The sequence below is a fragment of the Ruminococcus sp. OM04-4AA genome, assembly GCF_003462585.1.
Taxonomy (GTDB): Bacteria; Bacillota; Clostridia; order Lachnospirales; family Lachnospiraceae; genus Mediterraneibacter; species Mediterraneibacter faecis.
Genome location: NZ_QTZH01000051.1, coordinates 1 through 16,333, shown reverse-complemented (window position 1 = coordinate 16,333; position 16,333 = coordinate 1). Strand labels below are relative to the sequence as shown.

15 protein-coding genes and 1 other annotated feature are annotated in these 16,333 nt (G+C 41.0%); of the genes, 3 read left to right on the top strand and 12 right to left on the bottom strand.

Annotated elements, in window-relative coordinates; translation table 11 throughout:
* Positions 1 to 98: 98 nt before the first annotated feature.
* A complete protein-coding gene (locus tag DXB52_RS17335; protein WP_472520137.1) occupies positions 99 to 1,445 on the top strand; it encodes a transglycosylase domain-containing protein in 1,347 nt (448 codons plus the stop codon).
* Positions 1,445 to 2,671, top strand: coding sequence for a transglycosylase domain-containing protein (locus DXB52_RS17330; protein WP_472520136.1), 1,227 nt, complete (start codon positions 1,445 to 1,447; stop codon positions 2,669 to 2,671). The genes DXB52_RS17335 and DXB52_RS17330 overlap by 1 nt, the downstream gene beginning before the upstream one ends.
* A gap of 125 nt (positions 2,672 to 2,796) precedes the next feature.
* Here the strand turns inward: DXB52_RS17330 and DXB52_RS12450 are convergent, their stop codons facing one another.
* From DXB52_RS12450 to DXB52_RS17325, 3 genes are all read right to left on the bottom strand, one after another.
* On the bottom strand, positions 2,797 to 4,116 hold the full coding sequence (locus DXB52_RS12450) for a chloride channel protein (protein WP_330677916.1): 1,320 nt from the start codon (positions 4,114 to 4,116) through the stop codon (positions 2,797 to 2,799).
* 218 nt (positions 4,117 to 4,334) lie between these two features.
* A complete protein-coding gene (locus tag DXB52_RS12445; RefSeq protein WP_015529598.1) occupies positions 4,335 to 5,369 on the bottom strand; it encodes a bile acid:sodium symporter family protein in 1,035 nt (344 codons plus the stop codon).
* A gap of 90 nt (positions 5,370 to 5,459) precedes the next feature.
* Positions 5,460 to 5,706 (bottom strand) — a binding site (T-box leader).
* Between the two features lie 226 nt (positions 5,707 to 5,932).
* On the bottom strand, positions 5,933 to 6,055 hold the full coding sequence (locus tag DXB52_RS17325; protein WP_472520135.1) for a hypothetical protein: 123 nt from the start codon (positions 6,053 to 6,055) through the stop codon (positions 5,933 to 5,935).
* Positions 6,056 to 6,206: 151 nt separating this feature from the next.
* Here DXB52_RS17325 and DXB52_RS12440 point away from each other — a divergent pair, with 151 nt between their 5' ends.
* Entirely contained in the window at positions 6,207 to 7,496 is a 1,290-nt protein-coding gene (locus tag DXB52_RS12440; protein WP_118107557.1) for an MATE family efflux transporter, read from the top strand.
* A gap of 103 nt (positions 7,497 to 7,599) precedes the next feature.
* Here the strand turns inward: DXB52_RS12440 and DXB52_RS12435 are convergent, their stop codons facing one another.
* The 9 genes from DXB52_RS12435 to DXB52_RS17310 form a co-directional block, all read right to left on the bottom strand.
* Positions 7,600 to 8,535: an ROK family glucokinase gene (locus tag DXB52_RS12435; protein ID WP_117540632.1), complete on the bottom strand. Its 936-nt coding sequence runs from the start codon at positions 8,533 to 8,535 to the stop codon at positions 7,600 to 7,602.
* A gap of 85 nt (positions 8,536 to 8,620) precedes the next feature.
* Positions 8,621 to 9,550 (bottom strand): HPr(Ser) kinase/phosphatase, encoded by a 930-nt coding sequence (gene hprK, locus DXB52_RS12430; protein ID WP_118107556.1) that lies wholly within the window; start codon positions 9,548 to 9,550, stop codon positions 8,621 to 8,623.
* 76 nt (positions 9,551 to 9,626) lie between these two features.
* A complete protein-coding gene (gene uvrC, locus DXB52_RS12425) occupies positions 9,627 to 11,564 on the bottom strand; it encodes an excinuclease ABC subunit UvrC (RefSeq protein WP_472520134.1) in 1,938 nt (645 codons plus the stop codon).
* A complete protein-coding gene (gene larC / locus DXB52_RS12420; protein ID WP_118107554.1) occupies positions 11,551 to 12,777 on the bottom strand; it encodes a nickel pincer cofactor biosynthesis protein LarC in 1,227 nt (408 codons plus the stop codon). The genes uvrC and larC overlap by 14 nt, the downstream gene beginning before the upstream one ends.
* Positions 12,774 to 13,538, bottom strand: coding sequence for a nickel pincer cofactor biosynthesis protein LarB (gene larB, locus DXB52_RS12415; RefSeq protein ID WP_118107552.1), 765 nt, complete (start codon positions 13,536 to 13,538; stop codon positions 12,774 to 12,776). The genes larC and larB overlap by 4 nt, the downstream gene beginning before the upstream one ends.
* Positions 13,539 to 13,553: 15 nt before the next feature.
* Complete coding sequence (gene larE, locus DXB52_RS12410; protein ID WP_118107550.1) at positions 13,554 to 14,375, bottom strand: ATP-dependent sacrificial sulfur transferase LarE; 822 nt, start codon at positions 14,373 to 14,375, stop codon at positions 13,554 to 13,556.
* A 234-nt stretch (positions 14,376 to 14,609) separates the two neighbouring features.
* The gene (locus DXB52_RS17320; protein ID WP_472520133.1) at positions 14,610 to 14,825 is read right to left on the bottom strand and encodes a hypothetical protein; all 216 of its coding nucleotides are present in this window, start codon (positions 14,823 to 14,825) and stop codon (positions 14,610 to 14,612) included.
* Positions 14,826 to 14,859: 34 nt separating this feature from the next.
* Entirely contained in the window at positions 14,860 to 15,531 is a 672-nt protein-coding gene (locus DXB52_RS17315) for a transposase (RefSeq protein ID WP_330677918.1), read from the bottom strand.
* Entirely contained in the window at positions 15,467 to 15,931 is a 465-nt protein-coding gene (locus DXB52_RS17310) for a hypothetical protein (RefSeq protein WP_270370934.1), read from the bottom strand. Before DXB52_RS17310 ends, DXB52_RS17315 begins: the two co-directional genes overlap by 65 nt.
* Between the last annotated feature and the right edge of the window lie 402 nt (positions 15,932 to 16,333).

The following is a 16,333-nucleotide window of genomic DNA, read 5'->3' as shown; positions in this document are numbered from 1 at the left end:
TTAAGATTTTCAGGAAAATTTGAACTTTTCAAATTTACCTTTATTTACATCGGTAAATTTGATATAATCATAGAAGTCAATAAAGGAGGATATTATACGTGAATTACGGAAAATCGAATCTTTCTAGAAGAAAAAAGCAAATTTCTTCTAAAAAGAAAAGGAAAAAGAAGCGAGTCGGCGTACGTTTTTTCAAAGCCCTCATTATTTGTTTTCTGCTTTTGATCGTCATTGGGGCAGCCGGAATTGGCATATATGTAAAAAAAGTGATTGACAATACACCGGAAGTCACTGCAAAGGACATTATGCCACAGGGCTATACAACGAATATTGTCGATTCCAATGGAACCTTGCTTGAGCAACTCAAAGACTCTGATTCTAACCGTGTTTACAAGAAATATGACGAGATTTCACCATACATGGGGAAAGCTTTTGTTGCGATCGAGGACGAACGTTTCTACAAGCATAACGGTATTGATATCCAGGGAATTATCCGTGCCGGTGTCAATGGTGTTGCACATGGCTTCCATTTCACAGAAGGAGCCAGCACATTAACCCAGCAGTTAATCAAAAACAATGTATTCCCTAATTTCATCAATGAGAGTAAGTATCAGCGAATTGAACGTAAAATCCAGGAACAGTACCTTGCACTAAAGATTGAAAAAGAGATGAGTAAGGAAGAGATTCTTGAGGCATACATGAATACAATCAATTTAGGACAGGGATGCCTCGGAGTTCAGACAGCTGCACAGCGTTACTTTAATAAAGATGCAAAAGATCTGACTCTTTCTGAATGTGCAGTTATCGCAGCAATCACCCAGAGTCCGTCAAATCTGAATCCGGTCAGCAACCCGGAGGCTAATGCAAAAAGACGGGAAAAAGTTCTGAAAAACATGAAGGAACAAGGCTCTATCACAAAGGATGAATACGATGAGGCAATGGCGGATAATGTATATAACCGCATTTCCGAAACAGCGTCAAATACAACTGCATCCAAACCTTACACTTATTTCATCGATGCAGTCATCAATCAGATCGTGGATGATCTTGTAACTGAGAAGAGTTATACAGAAACACAGGCATACAATCTGCTCTATAGCGGCGGCCTTACGATCAAAGTTACACAGGATGCTGATATTCAGGCCATCTGTGATGATGAAGTTGCTAATGTAGGGGATTATCTCAATGGTGATACAGAATATGGCTTGATTACGCACTTACTATCCACAGGGCAGATGGTTCTTCTGAGAACTACAGTAAAGAACAACTTGCTTCCTATATTCAGAGTGCCTGGGGATATGACACTCCACTTCTCTACGGTTCCGAAGGAGCTGCACAGGAAGCAGTTGATGCATTTAAATCAACGCTCAATATCAATGAAGCAGGCGGAGACACTGTTGATGAAAGAATTGAGCTCTCACCTCAGCCGCAGACTTCTGTTGTTGTGATGGATCAGTATACCGGACAGGTGAAAGCTATCGTCGGTGGACGCGGCGAAAAGAATTCCAGTCTTTCTCTAAACCGTGCCACAGATTCTGCAAGACAGCCTGGATCCTGTTTCAAGATTCTTGCTGCTTATGCACCGGCACTTAACGAAGGAAAGATCACCCTTGCAACAACAATTGATGATGAAGAATATGAATATAAGAACGGACAGTCTGTAAACAACTGGGATAAAAAATATATCGGTCCAACACGTGTCCGTTATGGAATTGAACATTCTATGAATGTCCTTGCTGTCAAGACATTAACTGACTATGTTGGTGAAACAGAAAGTTATGATTATCTTCTTAATTTTGGATTTACAACGCTGTCTGAAGATGATAAATATTCACAGGCAAAAGCTCTTGGTGGTATCACGAACGGTGTATATAATATCGAGATGACAGCTGCCTATGCAGCAATTGCCAATGGAGGAACTTACACGAAGCCGATTCTTTACACACAGGTTCTGGATCATGATGGAAATGTTCTTCTCGATAACACAACCCCTGAGACACATGAAGTCTTAAAAGACTCCACTGCTTATCTTCTGACAAGTGCAATGGAAGACGTTGTCAACGGTGCCGGTGGAACCGGTGGTTCTGCAAGACTGAGCAACATGCCTGTTGCCGCTAAAACAGGTACCAGCCAGGAAAGCCGTGACTTGTGGATTTCAGCATTTACGCCTTATTATACAGCGTCTGTATGGGGTGGATATGATGAGCATAAGACAATGGACAGATTAAGCCAGAGCTGGCATCAGAAACTTTGGAAAAATATCATGGAACATATCCAGGATACAAAAGGACTTGAGTACAAAGACTTTGAAATTCCATCCTCTGTCGAAGAAAAGACGGTTTGTACTAAAACAGGACTCCTTGCCACAAGCAGTTGTCCTGCTATTACAGAGTATTTCTCAAAAGACAATGCTCCGACAAAGAGCTGCAGTGGTCACTATGTTGCCCCATCAAAAGATTCCAAGAAAGATGATTCTGAGAGTTCTGATGAGAACACACCTGCTACAGGTACCGATTCTTCCGGAACAACCTCATCACCGGATTCTTCCTCTGCTGGGACAACAACCGAACCTGCTGCCGGCGGAGACTCTGCTGGAACAACCGGAACAACTACAGGTGATACTTCCGGCAGCACTACTGGTGGCGACACTGGAAGCGGAAGTACCACTCAATAAGTAAATCACGCGCCGCAAGGCGCAACTGAAAAGGAGAGGCTATATAAAATGCCTCTCCTTTTCATATACCTATATAACTGATTGTTCTTGTTATCCTGTCTGTATCTCTCTGATACAGTATTCTGCTATCTTGTTTTACGGTTAATATATCTTGCTTTATATTTAGAATATACAATCGTCTGATCTTTATATAAACTATAATATCCGGAAACCGCATAGCTGATTGATATCGCGATCAGATAATATGCTGCTCCTGAAAATCCAAACAGTTCGAATGAAATCAGCATTGCCGTAATCGGACAGTTCGTCACTCCGCAGAAAAGTGCAACCATGCCGGCTGCAGCTGCTAACTCCGGTGAGAATCCAAATATTCCACCGGCAACACATCCAAACGTCGCGCCAACACTGAATGCCGGTACAATCTCACCGCCACGGTATCCTGCCCGCATCGTAAGCGCTGTAAGTAACATTTTCCATAAGAAATCGAGTGGTCCTGCTTCACCGTTTTCAATAGCTCTTGCGATCAATCCGCTTCCTGCTCCCATATAATCTTTTGTATTCAGACATATTGTGATCAGAATAATCACTCCTGCCGCGACTACAATTCTAATATACGGATTTTTCAAGTACTTTGTATACAACTGCCCTACTATTTTTAACAGAATACAAAATAGAATACTTAAAATCCCACACCCCACTGCGATCAATGCCATCTTAAGTCCTGTCTCCACAGTAAGTCCCGGGATAGAATGTACCGGAAATGTCTCCGGATCAATCCCCATTCCTGTTGCAAACTCTGCCGCAATGATAGCTGCGATCACACACGGAAGAAGCGCCGCGTAATACATTACCCCCACGCTCGCAACCTCCATTGCAAAAACTGCTGCTGCCATCGGTGTTCCAAACACGGCTGCAAACGCTGCACTCATTCCACACATAATCATCACATGGTGATCAAATTCATCTAAATGAGCCAGTTTTCCAAGCCAATTTCCAATACTTCCACCAAACTGTATCGACGCTCCTTCTCTTCCTGCCGAACCGCCGGTAAGATGCGTCAATAATGTTGACACAAAAATCAATGGTGCTGACAGAAACGGAACATCATCCTTTGATTTAATAGTAGCAAGTACCTGATTCGTTCCTCCGTCCTGTCTTCCTATCCTCTCATACATAAATACAATCAGAACTCCTGCAACCGGCAAAAGCATAAAAATCCAATTGTGTGTATCCCTGTATTCCGTTGCTGCCTTGATACATCCTGCAAATACTGCACTCGCACCGCCTACAACCAGACCTGTCAAAACAGAAAGCCCCATCCATTTCAGAAAATTCCACGTGTTCTGTCGGATCCTTTCATAATAATACTTTATTACTATTTTTGTATCGTGGGAATGTTTTCGTTTTCCCATCCCCGTATTTTCTGTATTTTCTTTTTCTTCCATTTACATTTCCCCTCTTGTATTTCTCTTTTGTTCCGAACTCTGATTGCTTTCTTATGTTCAGATAAAATCTCTTGCCTTATTTATTATAAAATGATTTTCCTTACCATGCAACACAGAAAAAAGGATGGTTTTCTCACGTTCGAACGTTTCTTGTTCGTTGTGTCAAACCATCCTCTAAATCAATTATTTTTTACCTCTGCCTTATCATTTCATTCTTTTTATACTGCTTCTTCTTTTGTATTCACACTCTTGGATTCTCTGTCCTCTTTGAATTTATCATAATATGCAAACATTCCTGCAAGGAGTGTTCCTGAAATAGAATGCCATGTACAAGATACTGCACAGATGATTGCTGACTCCGGTGTGGATGCAAACTGTGCTGTTGTTGTTGCAAGGTTTGTTGCAAGTCCTGCATTCTGCATACCTACCTCGATCGAGATTGTTCTCTTCTTCGCTGTATTCATTCCTGTGAGTTTACCAGCTCCGTATCCAAGCAGATATCCAAGTCCATTATGAAGAAATACTGCCACGAAGATTACAACACCGGACTCAAAGAATTTGCTTCCCTGTGAAGATACTACACCGCCGACAACGCATGCAAGTCCAAGTACTGCAATACCAGGCATAATTTTCTGAAGTTCTTTGAATGTTTTATTTTTTCCTAACAGATAGTTGAGTAAGAATCCTACTGCTACCGGGAAGATAACTGTTTCAATAATGGATACAAACATAGGTAATCCTTTGATTGAAATATGTGTACCACTTGCCAGCAGTGAAACCATAAGTGGTGTCATAACTGGTGAGAGCAATGTTGAAACTGTTGTCATTCCTACAGAAAATGCTACATCTCCACCACACAGATAGGACATAATATTGGATGACACACCACCAGGACAACATCCGACAAGGATCAGTCCCAAAGCGATTCCATCCGGAAGATTCAATGCCTTTGTCAGTGCAAATGCAAGGAATGGCATAATCAGATACTGAGCGATTGCTCCGATGCAGATATCAAACGGTCTCTGCGCAAGAATCTTAAAATCCTCTGTTGTTAATGTCAGACCCATACTAAACATGATCACTCCGATAATAATAGACTGACAGGTAAATTTATTGGATACCGGATCGACAAACAAAGCGTTGTTAACCCATCCCATCATTGTCGGGACAAAGAATGTCACTACTGCAATGGCAATAACAACCACTGAAGTATAATCTGATAAAAATTTGCTGACTTTTTGTAATGCTTTCATTACAATACCTCCTTAGGATTCTTGTTCACCTAAAATCTGTATTCTTCTTGAGATATATTCAAAAAAAGTCCCTTTCCAGAACTCAATCTGAAAAGGGACGAATATAATCCGCGTTACCACCCTAATTCCGCAAAAATTAATTCTGCGACACTTCACATACCAACATATGCTATCCATATAACGGTGGATCCCGGCGAGGTTTACTTGCAACATGTTCATCTGCTTTCAGCCCGCTTCTTAGAGAGGATATCCTTACCCGGTTATTGTCTGTTCACACCAGCCACAGACTCTCTGAAAATAATGACGGATACGGTTTTGTTCTCATCAACGAATTTTGGTGAACTGTATTTTGTTTACTCTGACATTATAGTCCTCTGAAATCAGAAATCAAGAGTCTATTTTAATCTTTTTCTTGATTTATTTTAATCTTTTTGTCGTAAAAATTTATTTTCAAGGCTTAAATTCATCTAAAAAAATAAAAGAATCATTGGAAAAAAATTATTGTTTTTCCTGTTGTTTCCCCGCACTTTTCATGCTACACTGTATATAAGAATCATCGGATTTTAACCAGAAAACAGATAGTTACTGTTCACTCCCGTGTCAATCACTTCGCTGATTGACACGGAGGATGCATGTTTTGACTTGAATGCATCTTGCCCCATCGCCAAAGGCGATTTAAAATGCATTGCTTTCTTTTGGAAGTGATGTTTTTTTTGTGATTTCATCTGTTTTCTTTCATTATTTTATCTGGTAAAGGGGTTGTTAGGGAATGAGTAATGAAATAACGAAAAGACGAAAGCGAACAATTGAAATGACTCAGGGATCTCTTTGGAAAACATGTTTTTCTTCAGTGTTCCTCTTATGTTTTCCCAGATTTTGGAAGTGATGTTCAACTTAAGTGACGTCGCTGTTGTCGGACATTTTGCAGATTACAAAGCACTTGGTTCTGTCGGCTCGACCACTACACTTGTCACACTGTTCACAGGACTTCTGATCGGACTTGGAAGTGGTGTCAATGTCCAGGTTGCCAACAAACTCGGTGCCGGTGATGAGAAAGCTACAAAAGAAACCATTCACTCCGCACTGATTATTTGTGCAGCAGCAGGTATTTTTGTCTGTCTGATCTGTCTGCTTTTTGCAGGACCAATGCTTTCCATGATAAATACAAAGCCGGAACTGCTCGATCAGGCTGTTCTCTATATGAAAGTTTTTGCACTTGGTATGCCTGCCACGGCAATTTATAATTTCGGTAACGGTGTCTTAAGCGCCCGTGGGGATACAAAACGTCCAATGTATTACCTTGCATTTGCCGGAATACTTAATGTCATATTGAATCTGATCTTTGTTATCGTATTCCATATGGCTGCTGTCGGAGTTGCCACTGCCAGTGCAATCGCACAGTACGTTTCAGGAGGATTGATCCTGATCCATCTAATGCGCCGCGATGATATGTGTAAAGTCAGCCTGCGTAAATTACGCTATCATAACATTTATGGAAAAGGAATTCTTTATCTCGGTGTTCCATCGGGTCTGCAGAATGCGATCTTCGCGATTGCAAACCTTTTCGTTCAATCCGGTATCAACTCTTTTGATGCGATCATGGTTTCCGGAAATGCTGCCGCTGCGAATGCAGATAATCTGATTTACAATGTTATGTTTGCCTTCTACGTGGCCTGTTCCAGTTTCATGAGTCAGAACTGGGGAGCAGGGAATAAAGAGAGGATGAAAAAATGTTATTTCGTAGCACTTACCTATTCTTTCAGTGCAGGACTGATTCTCGGTGGATCACTCTTCTTCTTCGGACGGCCATTCTTGTCTCTGTTTGCTACAGAGTCGGCCGTTATTGCAGCAGGTATGCATAGAATCAGGATTATGGGATTCTCCTATGCATTCAGTGCCTTTATGGACTGTGCAATTGCCGCTTCCAGAGGAATCGGCAAGAGTATTGCTCCTACATTTATTGTAATCATGGGATCCTGTGTATTTCGTATTATATGGATCTATACGGTATTTGCTTACTTCCATACAATCCCATCTCTGTATCTGCTGTACATCTTCTCCTGGGGACTCACAGCAATTGCAGAAACCATATACTTTAAAGTTAGTTTCAAGAAAGTGCTTGCATAATAAATTTTTCAAAGAAAAAAGAGGGGATTTCACAGATATCTAACATCTGTAAAAATCTCCTCTTTTTGTTTCCACTATTTTTTCTGTACTTGTTATACTTCTATCAATCCTCAAGTACCAGCTTAGCCGCTCCACAGATTCCTGCATCATTTCCAAGCGTAGCGAGCTTAAACTTCACATTCTTATTTGCAAAGAACGCTTTCTCCATAAACGGTTTTTCAATAAATGAAAGCAGAACTTCTCCTGCTTTGGACACTCCACCGCCAATTACAAATACAGCCGGATCCAGTACTGCTGCCATATCTGCCATTGCATGCCCTAAGTAATTTCCCATTTCTGTCGCAACCTCTATCGCAACTTCATCCCCTTCCTTCACTGCATCGAAAACAGCTTTTGCAGAAAGGTCTTCTTTTGTCAGGATTGTTGCACGTGTCTCATGCTCCATCTTCTTTCTAGCAAGACGTGAGATACCTGTTGCTGATGCATACTGCTCCAGACATCCGTGTCTGCCACATCCACAAGTATCTGTCTCTTCCAGATTCACACACATATGACCAATCTCTCCACCTGCTCCGTTCTCTCCTATCAGGATCTTTCCATTGATGATAATGCCACCGCCAACACCTGTTCCAAGTGTGACCATGATCATATTGCGGTAACCAACACCGCCGCCTTTCCACATCTCGCCAAGTGCGGCAACATTCGCATCATTTCCAAATTCTGCTGTCAGTCCTGTCAGTTCTTCCAGCTCTTTCTTCGCATTCTTATATTTCCAGCCAAGATTTGCAGAACCGTTAACGATTCCATCTACCGTAACAGGAGCCGGCACACCGACACCAATTCCAAGAACCTGTTCTTTCTCAATGCCATGCTGCTCTAATTTACCATTGATCGCCTCTGCAATATCCGGAAGAATTGCTGATCCTTCATCTTCAGTTCTTGTCACAATCTCCCACTTCTCCACAATGGCTCCTGCCTCACTGAACAGACCAAGTTTAACCGTTGTTCCCCCTATATCAACACCAAAACAATATTTCATAACTCTATCTCCGTTTCTTTTTATATTTCACATGAGCATGCGGTACTCTGTAACAGATTTGTACCGCATGCTCTTTTTTCCCGTTTTATTTTCTTCTCTTTGCCAGATTCTCCTGCACACGTTTGTACAGTTCCTGTGCCGCATTATATCCCATCTGTTTCTGTCTGTGGTTAACCGCAGCAGATTCTACGATGATCGCCAGATTACGTCCCGGACGGATCGGAATATTATGGCAGACAACTCTGTTGCCAAGGAACTCTGTATATTCCTCTTCCAGACCAAGTCTGTCATATTCTTTCTCTCTGCTCCAGTCTTCCAGCGTAATGACCAGATCGATATTCTGAGTTTCTCTTACGCTCTGTACACCGAACATAGACTTTACATCCACGATTCCGATACCACGCAACTCGATAAAATGTCTTGTGATATCCGGTGCAGAACCAACTAATGTCTCATCACTGACTTTACGGATTTCAACCACATCATCCGTCACGAGACGATGTCCACGCTTGATCAATTCAAGTGCTGCTTCACTCTTACCGATTCCACTTTCTCCCATGATCAGAACTCCGACACCATATACGTCAACAAGCACTCCGTGAATGGAAATGCACGGAGCAAGTTTTACATTCAGCCAACGGATCAGTTCTCCCATAAAGGATGATGTCTTCTTGCATGTACCGAATACCGGAATATCATTTTTCTGAGCAATCTCAATGAAGCTTTCATCCGGCTGAAGTTCATTGCTGAAAATAATACATGGTACTTTATGTTCCAAAAGTTTCTGATAAATCTCAACTCTTTTCTCTTCTGCCAAAGTCTCCAGATAGGCACACTCTACATTCCCTATAATCTGTACACGATTCAGATCAAAATGATCGAAAAATCCTGCCAGTTGAAGTGCCGGTCTGTTCACATCCGGAACAAGAACTTCACGTTCTGTGATATCTACTTCCGGAGTGAGATTTTTCAGATTCATCTTTTCAACGATATCGGTTAATTTCACACCACTCATCTTGTAATCTCCTTTTTCTGTGTCTCTTTTCATTTCAGACATGCTGCCTTGAGAAACTCAAGAGGATACATGATATTTACTGCTTGCATAAATCTAACATTTCCCTACATGTCCCATCGCCTGTACATAAGTATATCATGATTTTCTTTTCGATAAAACCCTTAATCATGAAAGATTGATAAACCGATTCTGCTGCCTTCTCATTCATTGACGGAAGCTGTGCCAGTTCTTCTACTGTTGCGCTCCGGATTGCATCCAGGCTCAGATAATGCCGCATCAATGCCTTTCTTCTGGCCGGACCGATTCCTTCAATATCATCCAAAACGGAATGTACCTGCCCTTTGCCACGCAGCTGCCTGTGGAACTCGATTGCAAACCGATGGGCTTCATCCTGAATTCTTGTGATCAGTTTAAATGCTTCTGAATTGCGGTCAATCGGGATTTCCACATTATTATAATATAATCCTCTTGTTCTATGATTGTCATCTTTCACCATACCACAGACCGGAATATTCAGCTTCAACTCATCAAGCACCTGCAATGCAATATTTACCTGTCCACGGCCTCCATCCATCAGAATTAAATCCGGAAATGTTGTAAATTTCCCAGCTTCCGCATTCTCCTCACGTTCTTTTAATCCATGTGTAAAACGACGCGTAAGAACTTCTCGCATGCTCGCATAATCATCCGGTCCTTTCACACTCTTGATTTTGAACTTCCTGTAATCATTCCGCTTTGGTTTTCCTTTCTCATAGACAACCATAGAGCCTACCGATTCGAAACCATTTGTATTCGAAATATCATATGCTTCCATACGGACGATCTGTTCCAGTCCCAGTAAAGATGCTATCTCCTTCACTGCACCGATCGTGCGTCCTTCTTCCCTCTTTAGCCGCTCTTTATCTTTAGACAGAACCATCCTCGCATTCTCTTCCGCCAGTTCCACCAGCTTTTCTTTTGTACCTTTCTTCGGCACACGGATCGTTACTTTCTGCCCCTTCTTCGCGCTCAGCCAGGATTCAAGAAGTTCCTGCTCTTCGATTTCTTCCGGCAGCATCAGTTCACCCGGAAGAAAAGGGGTTCCTGCATAATACTGTTTGATAAAACTGTTAAGAATTTCCGATTTTTTATCCTCTTCGCTGATTCTCAGATAGAAATGGTCTCTCCCGATCAATCTTCCGCCACGGATAAAAAAGACCTGTACAACTGCATCTTCGTCCTGGCATGCAACTGCCATGACATCTCTGTCTTCCCCACTGGAATCTGTAATCTTCTGTTTCTGAGCCACCTTTTTTACACTATTTAATAACTCTCTATATTCGATTGCTTTCTCAAATTCCAGTGCCTCCGAAGCGGCCATCATCTTATCTTCCAGATCTTTTAAAATCATATCAAAATTTCCATTTAGAAAACGGATTACCTCATCAATGGATTTCCGGTATTCTTCTTGGGAAATATATCCCTGGCAAGGTGCCTCACACTGCTTGATATGATAATTCAGACACGGACGCTCTTTTCCAATGTCTTTTGGAAGTGAACGATTACAGCTTCTTATATGATACAGCTTATGGATCAGATCAATTGTGTCCCGCACCGCCTGTGAGCTTGTGTAGGGGCCGAAATAACGTGCCTTATCTTTCTTCATCTGTCGTGCCAGCATAATGCGAGGGTATGCCTCTCCTGTTGTCACCTTGATGAATGGATAGGCCTTGTCATCCATCAGCATCGTATTATATTTGGGCCGATGTTCCTTGATCAGATTACATTCTAGAACAAGTGCTTCCAGTTCCGAATCTGTCACAATATATTCAAAGCGGCTGATATGTGTTACCATCTGTTCGATCTTAACCCCTTTATTCCTGCTGCTTTGAAAATACTGCCGCACACGGTTTTTCAGGCTGATTGCTTTTCCGACATAGATAATCTGATCCGTCTCATCATGCATCAGATAAACTCCCGGCCTTCCCGGAAGCTTTTTCAATTCTTCCTGTATATTAAAATTATAATTTTCCATAAATCCTATTTCTTGCCTCTGCTACAGACCAGCTATGTTCTTCTGCAATTTTGGAAACATCATCATACTCGAGTTTTTCCTTCACCACTCCATATCCGGATGCTCTCTTCACATGAACGGTTCCATATTCTGTCTGCACTTCGTCTATTTTCCGCTTAAGTCCATATCTTCTACAAAAATACTCTCTGACACCAAGTGTTGAGGTGTGTTTGAATATCAGCTGTAGGAAATACTCTTTCTGTTCTGCCCTGCACATACATGTGAGCAGAATCCCCGGCCGGTTTTTCTTCATCTGAATGGAGGATGTGTAAACATCCAATGCGCCTTCTTTGATCAGAAGCTCTGTCGCATACCCGATTTCCTCCGAAGTCATATCATCCAGATTACAGCACAGTTCCAAAATCTCTTCTTCTACCTTGTCTTGCGTTTCTCCAAGAATCGCACGCACACAGTTCAGTCTTTCATACTCTCTTTTTCCAAAACCATAACCGATTTCTTCCATCTGCAGAACCGGCATCTGTTCATACTTTTTAACAAAATGCTTAAGAAGTGCGGCTCCTGTCGGTGTACAGAATTCTCCCTCCAGATTTCCTGCATACATTGGAATTTCTTTCATCAGATACGCTGTTGCCGGTGCCGGCACCGGAAGGATTCCATGTGCACATTTCACCTGACCATATCCGACACGAACCGGTGATGCAAGAATCTGATCCACCTGAAGTTCATTCAGCAAATAGCAGACAGCCACAACATCCGCCACTGCATCCATCGTCCCAACCTCATGGAAATGGATTTCATCCATGCGCTGACCATGTGCCTTCCCTTCCGCCTTTGCAATCAATTTATAGACCGCAACTGCGTCCTGTTTTACCTGATCTTCAATTTCTAGCCGATTGATCAGACGAACGATCTGGGACATCGAATGATGTCCGTGTTCTTGTGTATGCTTCTCTGGTTCTTCTGATTTATGTCCGATCTGCTCTTCCGTCTGCGTATGAGGATTCTCTTCTTCCTGTCCTTTCACAAACACACGCACCTGATATCCTCTGATTCCACCTCTTGTACACGCCACCAACTGATATTTTACCCCTGGGATTTTCAGATCATTCAACTTTTTCACCTGTTTTACAGGTTCTGAAAACAACTGCAATAATGAAGCCGTCAGCATATCCCCTGCTGCCCCCATCCCACAGTCTAAATATAATGTCCTCATTCCTTCGTTCTCCTCTCTATGTGATTGATCCGGCTTGCAAGAAATCCCGCGCCAAACCCATTATCTATATTCACAACACTCACTCCGCTTGCACAAGAATTCAACATAGAAAGAAGCGCTGATACACCACCGAAAGATGCTCCATATCCAACACTTGTCGGAACTGCGATTACCGGACAATCCACCAATCCTCCAATCACACTGGCAAGTGCTCCTTCCATTCCGGCTACAGCAATAATGACACGAGCTCCCATTAATTCGTCGAGATGTCCAAGCAGACGATGTACTCCTGCGACGCCTACATCATATAAACGGACCACTTCATTTCCAAGTGTCTCTGCTGTTCTTGCAGCCTCTTCTGCAACAGGGATATCGCTTGTCCCGCCTGTTGCCACAACTATTTTCCCGTCTCCATCCTTTATTGGATCTTCGCCGATAAACCCAATCCGGCTGACTTCATCATATTGAAGTTCCAGGCGTTCTCCCATGTAAATTGCTGACTCCTTATTCATTCTTGTGATCAGGACTGCTTTCTGTCCCTTTTCCTTCATTGCTTCTGCAATCCGGAAAATCTGTTCCGGTGTCTTTCCTTCTCCATAAATCACTTCTGCCACACCCTGGCGCATGGCTCTGTGATGGTCAATCTTGGCAAAACCAAGATCTTCAAAAGGCTCTTCTTTTAACTTCAAAGCTGCCTGTTCTACATCCATTGTTCCGGATGCTACCTGTCTTAAAAGATCTATCATTTCCTTTTGTTCCATCTTTTTCGCCTCATTCTAATTCTTCTTATCCAGGGTTTCATTCATACTTCCAATTCTGTACCCTGTTAGATCCATTGTAACATAAGTGAATCCGAACTGCTTAAATTGTTTTACAATATCCTCACGGACTTCTTCCTGAAGCAACTTCAAAAACTCTTCCGGCATTACTTCGATCCTCGCCATCCTTCCATGCATACGGACACGAAATTGCCGGAAGCCATGTTCAAGCAATAACTGTTCTGCGCTTTCCACCATGATCAACTTCTCTTTGCTGATTGTTTCTCCGTATACAAATCTTGAAGCCAGACAAGCAAAAGATGGCTTTTCCCAGGTTGAAAGTCCCATCTCTTTTGACAATTCACGAATCTCCGCTTTTGTAAGTCCTGCTTCGCGCAGTGGACTTTTTACTCCTAATTCCGCCACAGCCTGAAGCCCCGGTCTGTAGTCGCCAAGATCATCCATATTAGAACCTTCTGCAACATAAGCAATTTCATTTTTCTCTGCAATTGCTCCAATCTTTTCAAACAGTGCATGCTTGCATAAATAACATCTGTTCGGTGGGTTCTGAGAAAATCTTTCAATTTTCATTTCATCCACCTGACAGACCTTATGACGGATATCTTCTTTTTTGCAAAATGCAATTGCCTCATTTAGTTCTCTCTTTGGAAAGGAACCGGATTGTACTGTGATCGCCATCACATTATCTCCCAATATCTCATGTGCCACCTTTAATAAAAATGTAGAATCAACTCCACTGGAAAATGCAATCGCAACACTGCTCAGTTCTTTTATGTACTCTTTTAAATGTGCTAATTTATTATGTAATTCATCCTGCATCTTTTTCCTCCTGTCTTTCCATTCTTGCTGTTCTGTTTTTTATCCTATTAATTGTAACGCTTTTTCATACAAAAAAATGCACCCAATTACAATTTCATAAATCCTCGTAATCAAGCAATGTCATTAACTTTAGCAAAGAGCAGAAATCGTAAGCATTTATAAAACTATGATTCCTGCTTTTTGTTTTTATATGGGCATACTTATCCCCTTCTCTTTGTACTCTTATTTTTTAGCTCAGTACGCTCTTTTATAGGTATTCGAATATTTTCCTGCTAATTGCCCATTCATTCTGGTATAATGCCGATCCGGACGAATGGGAACAAGATTTTTACTGATATCTTCATATATTTGCTGAAATAACATATTTTTCTTTTGACCATCCGTTTCAAGAAGTATATAAATCAGATCATTTTTTAAGATTCCAATACTAACAGTCTGATTGATCATCATTTTATGTTTTCTGTTCGCTTCTTTCTGATCCAGTTCACGCTCTGCATCTAATATGTATGATATCTTCAGCTAAATTGCTCAGATATATAGTGCTGTATATATCTTGTAATAACAGAATAGGTTTTGTACCTGTAAAATTCTCTAACTGCAACCGACTCTTTAGCGTTTCATACGCAGTCTCTATCCCCCACCTCATATGACATAATTCTTTTATTTCTTTTGTATGAAATTCAGTTTGTGAAAGATTTGTAGCCAAAACTTCTAAGCTTCCGTTTTCTAATAGGATTTTTACCATACGCAATGAAATTTCACCTAATTCTTTCATACGTTCTCCATCTAGCGTTCCCTCGTAATGTCTGATTCTTGACTTATCAAGTTTTATTTTAACTAGCTGATCATTTTCTGTTAAACTGTTTTGCTCTTTTTTGTAATCACTGCTTTTTAAGCGTACGATAAATTTAATATCCTTATCCATCATATGTATAAACGCTGGCGTAGAAGGATAGCCTCTGTCCATGATAATAATATAGGGAATGCTGCCTATTGTTTCCGGTATTCGCTTCATCTGTTTTTCTGCCAGGCGCATTTCATTAAATTTCACCTTATTACAGTCACTTTCCAGTATCATACGATTCATTACATCATAAATACAGCCTAATCCTATTTGAGCTTGGGCCTTTGTGTTTTTCCAGCTTGCAGAACCCATATAGTTTCAGTGTTTCAGCAGTGGTAGGAATATTAATATCTGAGCCGTCAGCGGCTAATATTAAATGATCTTTGTAAGTTGAAAAGGTGGAATCTGCATAAAAGTTACGGTTATGATATTTGTATAATTCTAAAAAAGCATCCGGATTAAGTTTCATACGCTGTTTCAGATATCCTGGTTTTGAAATAGACACACCAGGATGCGCAAGTTTCATATAATTTCTCAGTTCCAATGCCAACGTCAACCCCTTTCTGTTTATCATCGTGAAAAGAAGATCCTGAAGAGGCATTTTTCGAATTCTGATAAAATAATTTTTATTACCTGATCGGCAAAATGCCTTAAATTCATCAGAAGTCATTTTTTCTATATCCATGAATATACGTTTCTGAGAATGCTTCATACATAATCACATCCTTTTTTTGAGCAGGTTCATGGCTTCTTTTTACAATATAAGCATATCAAAAAAGCAGAAGATATCTAATCCATTTCGGAATAAATATCTTCTGCTTTTAAGTTAATGACATTGTTTATTATCCTAGAAATACATACCTTTTCCAAGCCATATATCATCTTTTGAATTCTCACTTATAATAAGACTATTTTCTTCCTCTATAAACTTTTTGCATTTACTTTCTTCATCGCTATGAAATAAAATTATTTTTCAACTCCACTCGTCAACCCCATTTCTCTTTCTTCATCGCTATGAAATAAAATTATTTTTCAACTCCACTCGTCAACCCCATTTCTCTTTAGTGGCTCACAGAGTACCATACTAACATATTTTAAATATCCATTAATAATT

Excerpts from the sequence above, each read along its gene's own strand:
- DXB52_RS12440 (WP_118107557.1), top strand. The coding sequence starts at position 6,207 with ATGTTTTTCTTCAGTGTTCCTCTTATGTTTTCCCAGATTTTGGAAGTG.
- larB (WP_118107552.1), bottom strand. The coding sequence starts at position 13,538 with ATGGAACAAAAGGAAATGATAGATCTTTTAAGACAGGTAGCATCCGGA.
- DXB52_RS12450 (WP_330677916.1), bottom strand. The coding sequence starts at position 4,116 with ATGGAAGAAAAAGAAAATACAGAAAATACGGGGATGGGAAAACGAAAA.
- larC (WP_118107554.1), bottom strand. The coding sequence starts at position 12,777 with ATGAGGACATTATATTTAGACTGTGGGATGGGGGCAGCAGGGGATATG.
- DXB52_RS17310 (WP_270370934.1), bottom strand. The coding sequence starts at position 15,931 with ATGAAGCATTCTCAGAAACGTATATTCATGGATATAGAAAAAATGACT.
- DXB52_RS17330 (WP_472520136.1), top strand. The coding sequence starts at position 1,445 with ATGGATCAGTATACCGGACAGGTGAAAGCTATCGTCGGTGGACGCGGC.
- DXB52_RS17315 (WP_330677918.1), bottom strand. The coding sequence starts at position 15,531 with ATGGGTTCTGCAAGCTGGAAAAACACAAAGGCCCAAGCTCAAATAGGA.
- DXB52_RS12435 (WP_117540632.1), bottom strand. The coding sequence starts at position 8,535 with ATGAAATATTGTTTTGGTGTTGATATAGGGGGAACAACGGTTAAACTT.
- larE (WP_118107550.1), bottom strand. The coding sequence starts at position 14,375 with ATGCAGGATGAATTACATAATAAATTAGCACATTTAAAAGAGTACATA.
- DXB52_RS17320 (WP_472520133.1), bottom strand. The coding sequence starts at position 14,825 with ATGATGATCAATCAGACTGTTAGTATTGGAATCTTAAAAAATGATCTG.
- uvrC (WP_472520134.1), bottom strand. The coding sequence starts at position 11,564 with ATGGAAAATTATAATTTTAATATACAGGAAGAATTGAAAAAGCTTCCG.
- DXB52_RS17325 (WP_472520135.1), bottom strand. The coding sequence starts at position 6,055 with ATGCATTTTAAATCGCCTTTGGCGATGGGGCAAGATGCATTCAAGTCA.
- DXB52_RS12445 (WP_015529598.1), bottom strand. The coding sequence starts at position 5,369 with ATGAAAGCATTACAAAAAGTCAGCAAATTTTTATCAGATTATACTTCA.
- hprK (WP_118107556.1), bottom strand. The coding sequence starts at position 9,550 with ATGAGTGGTGTGAAATTAACCGATATCGTTGAAAAGATGAATCTGAAA.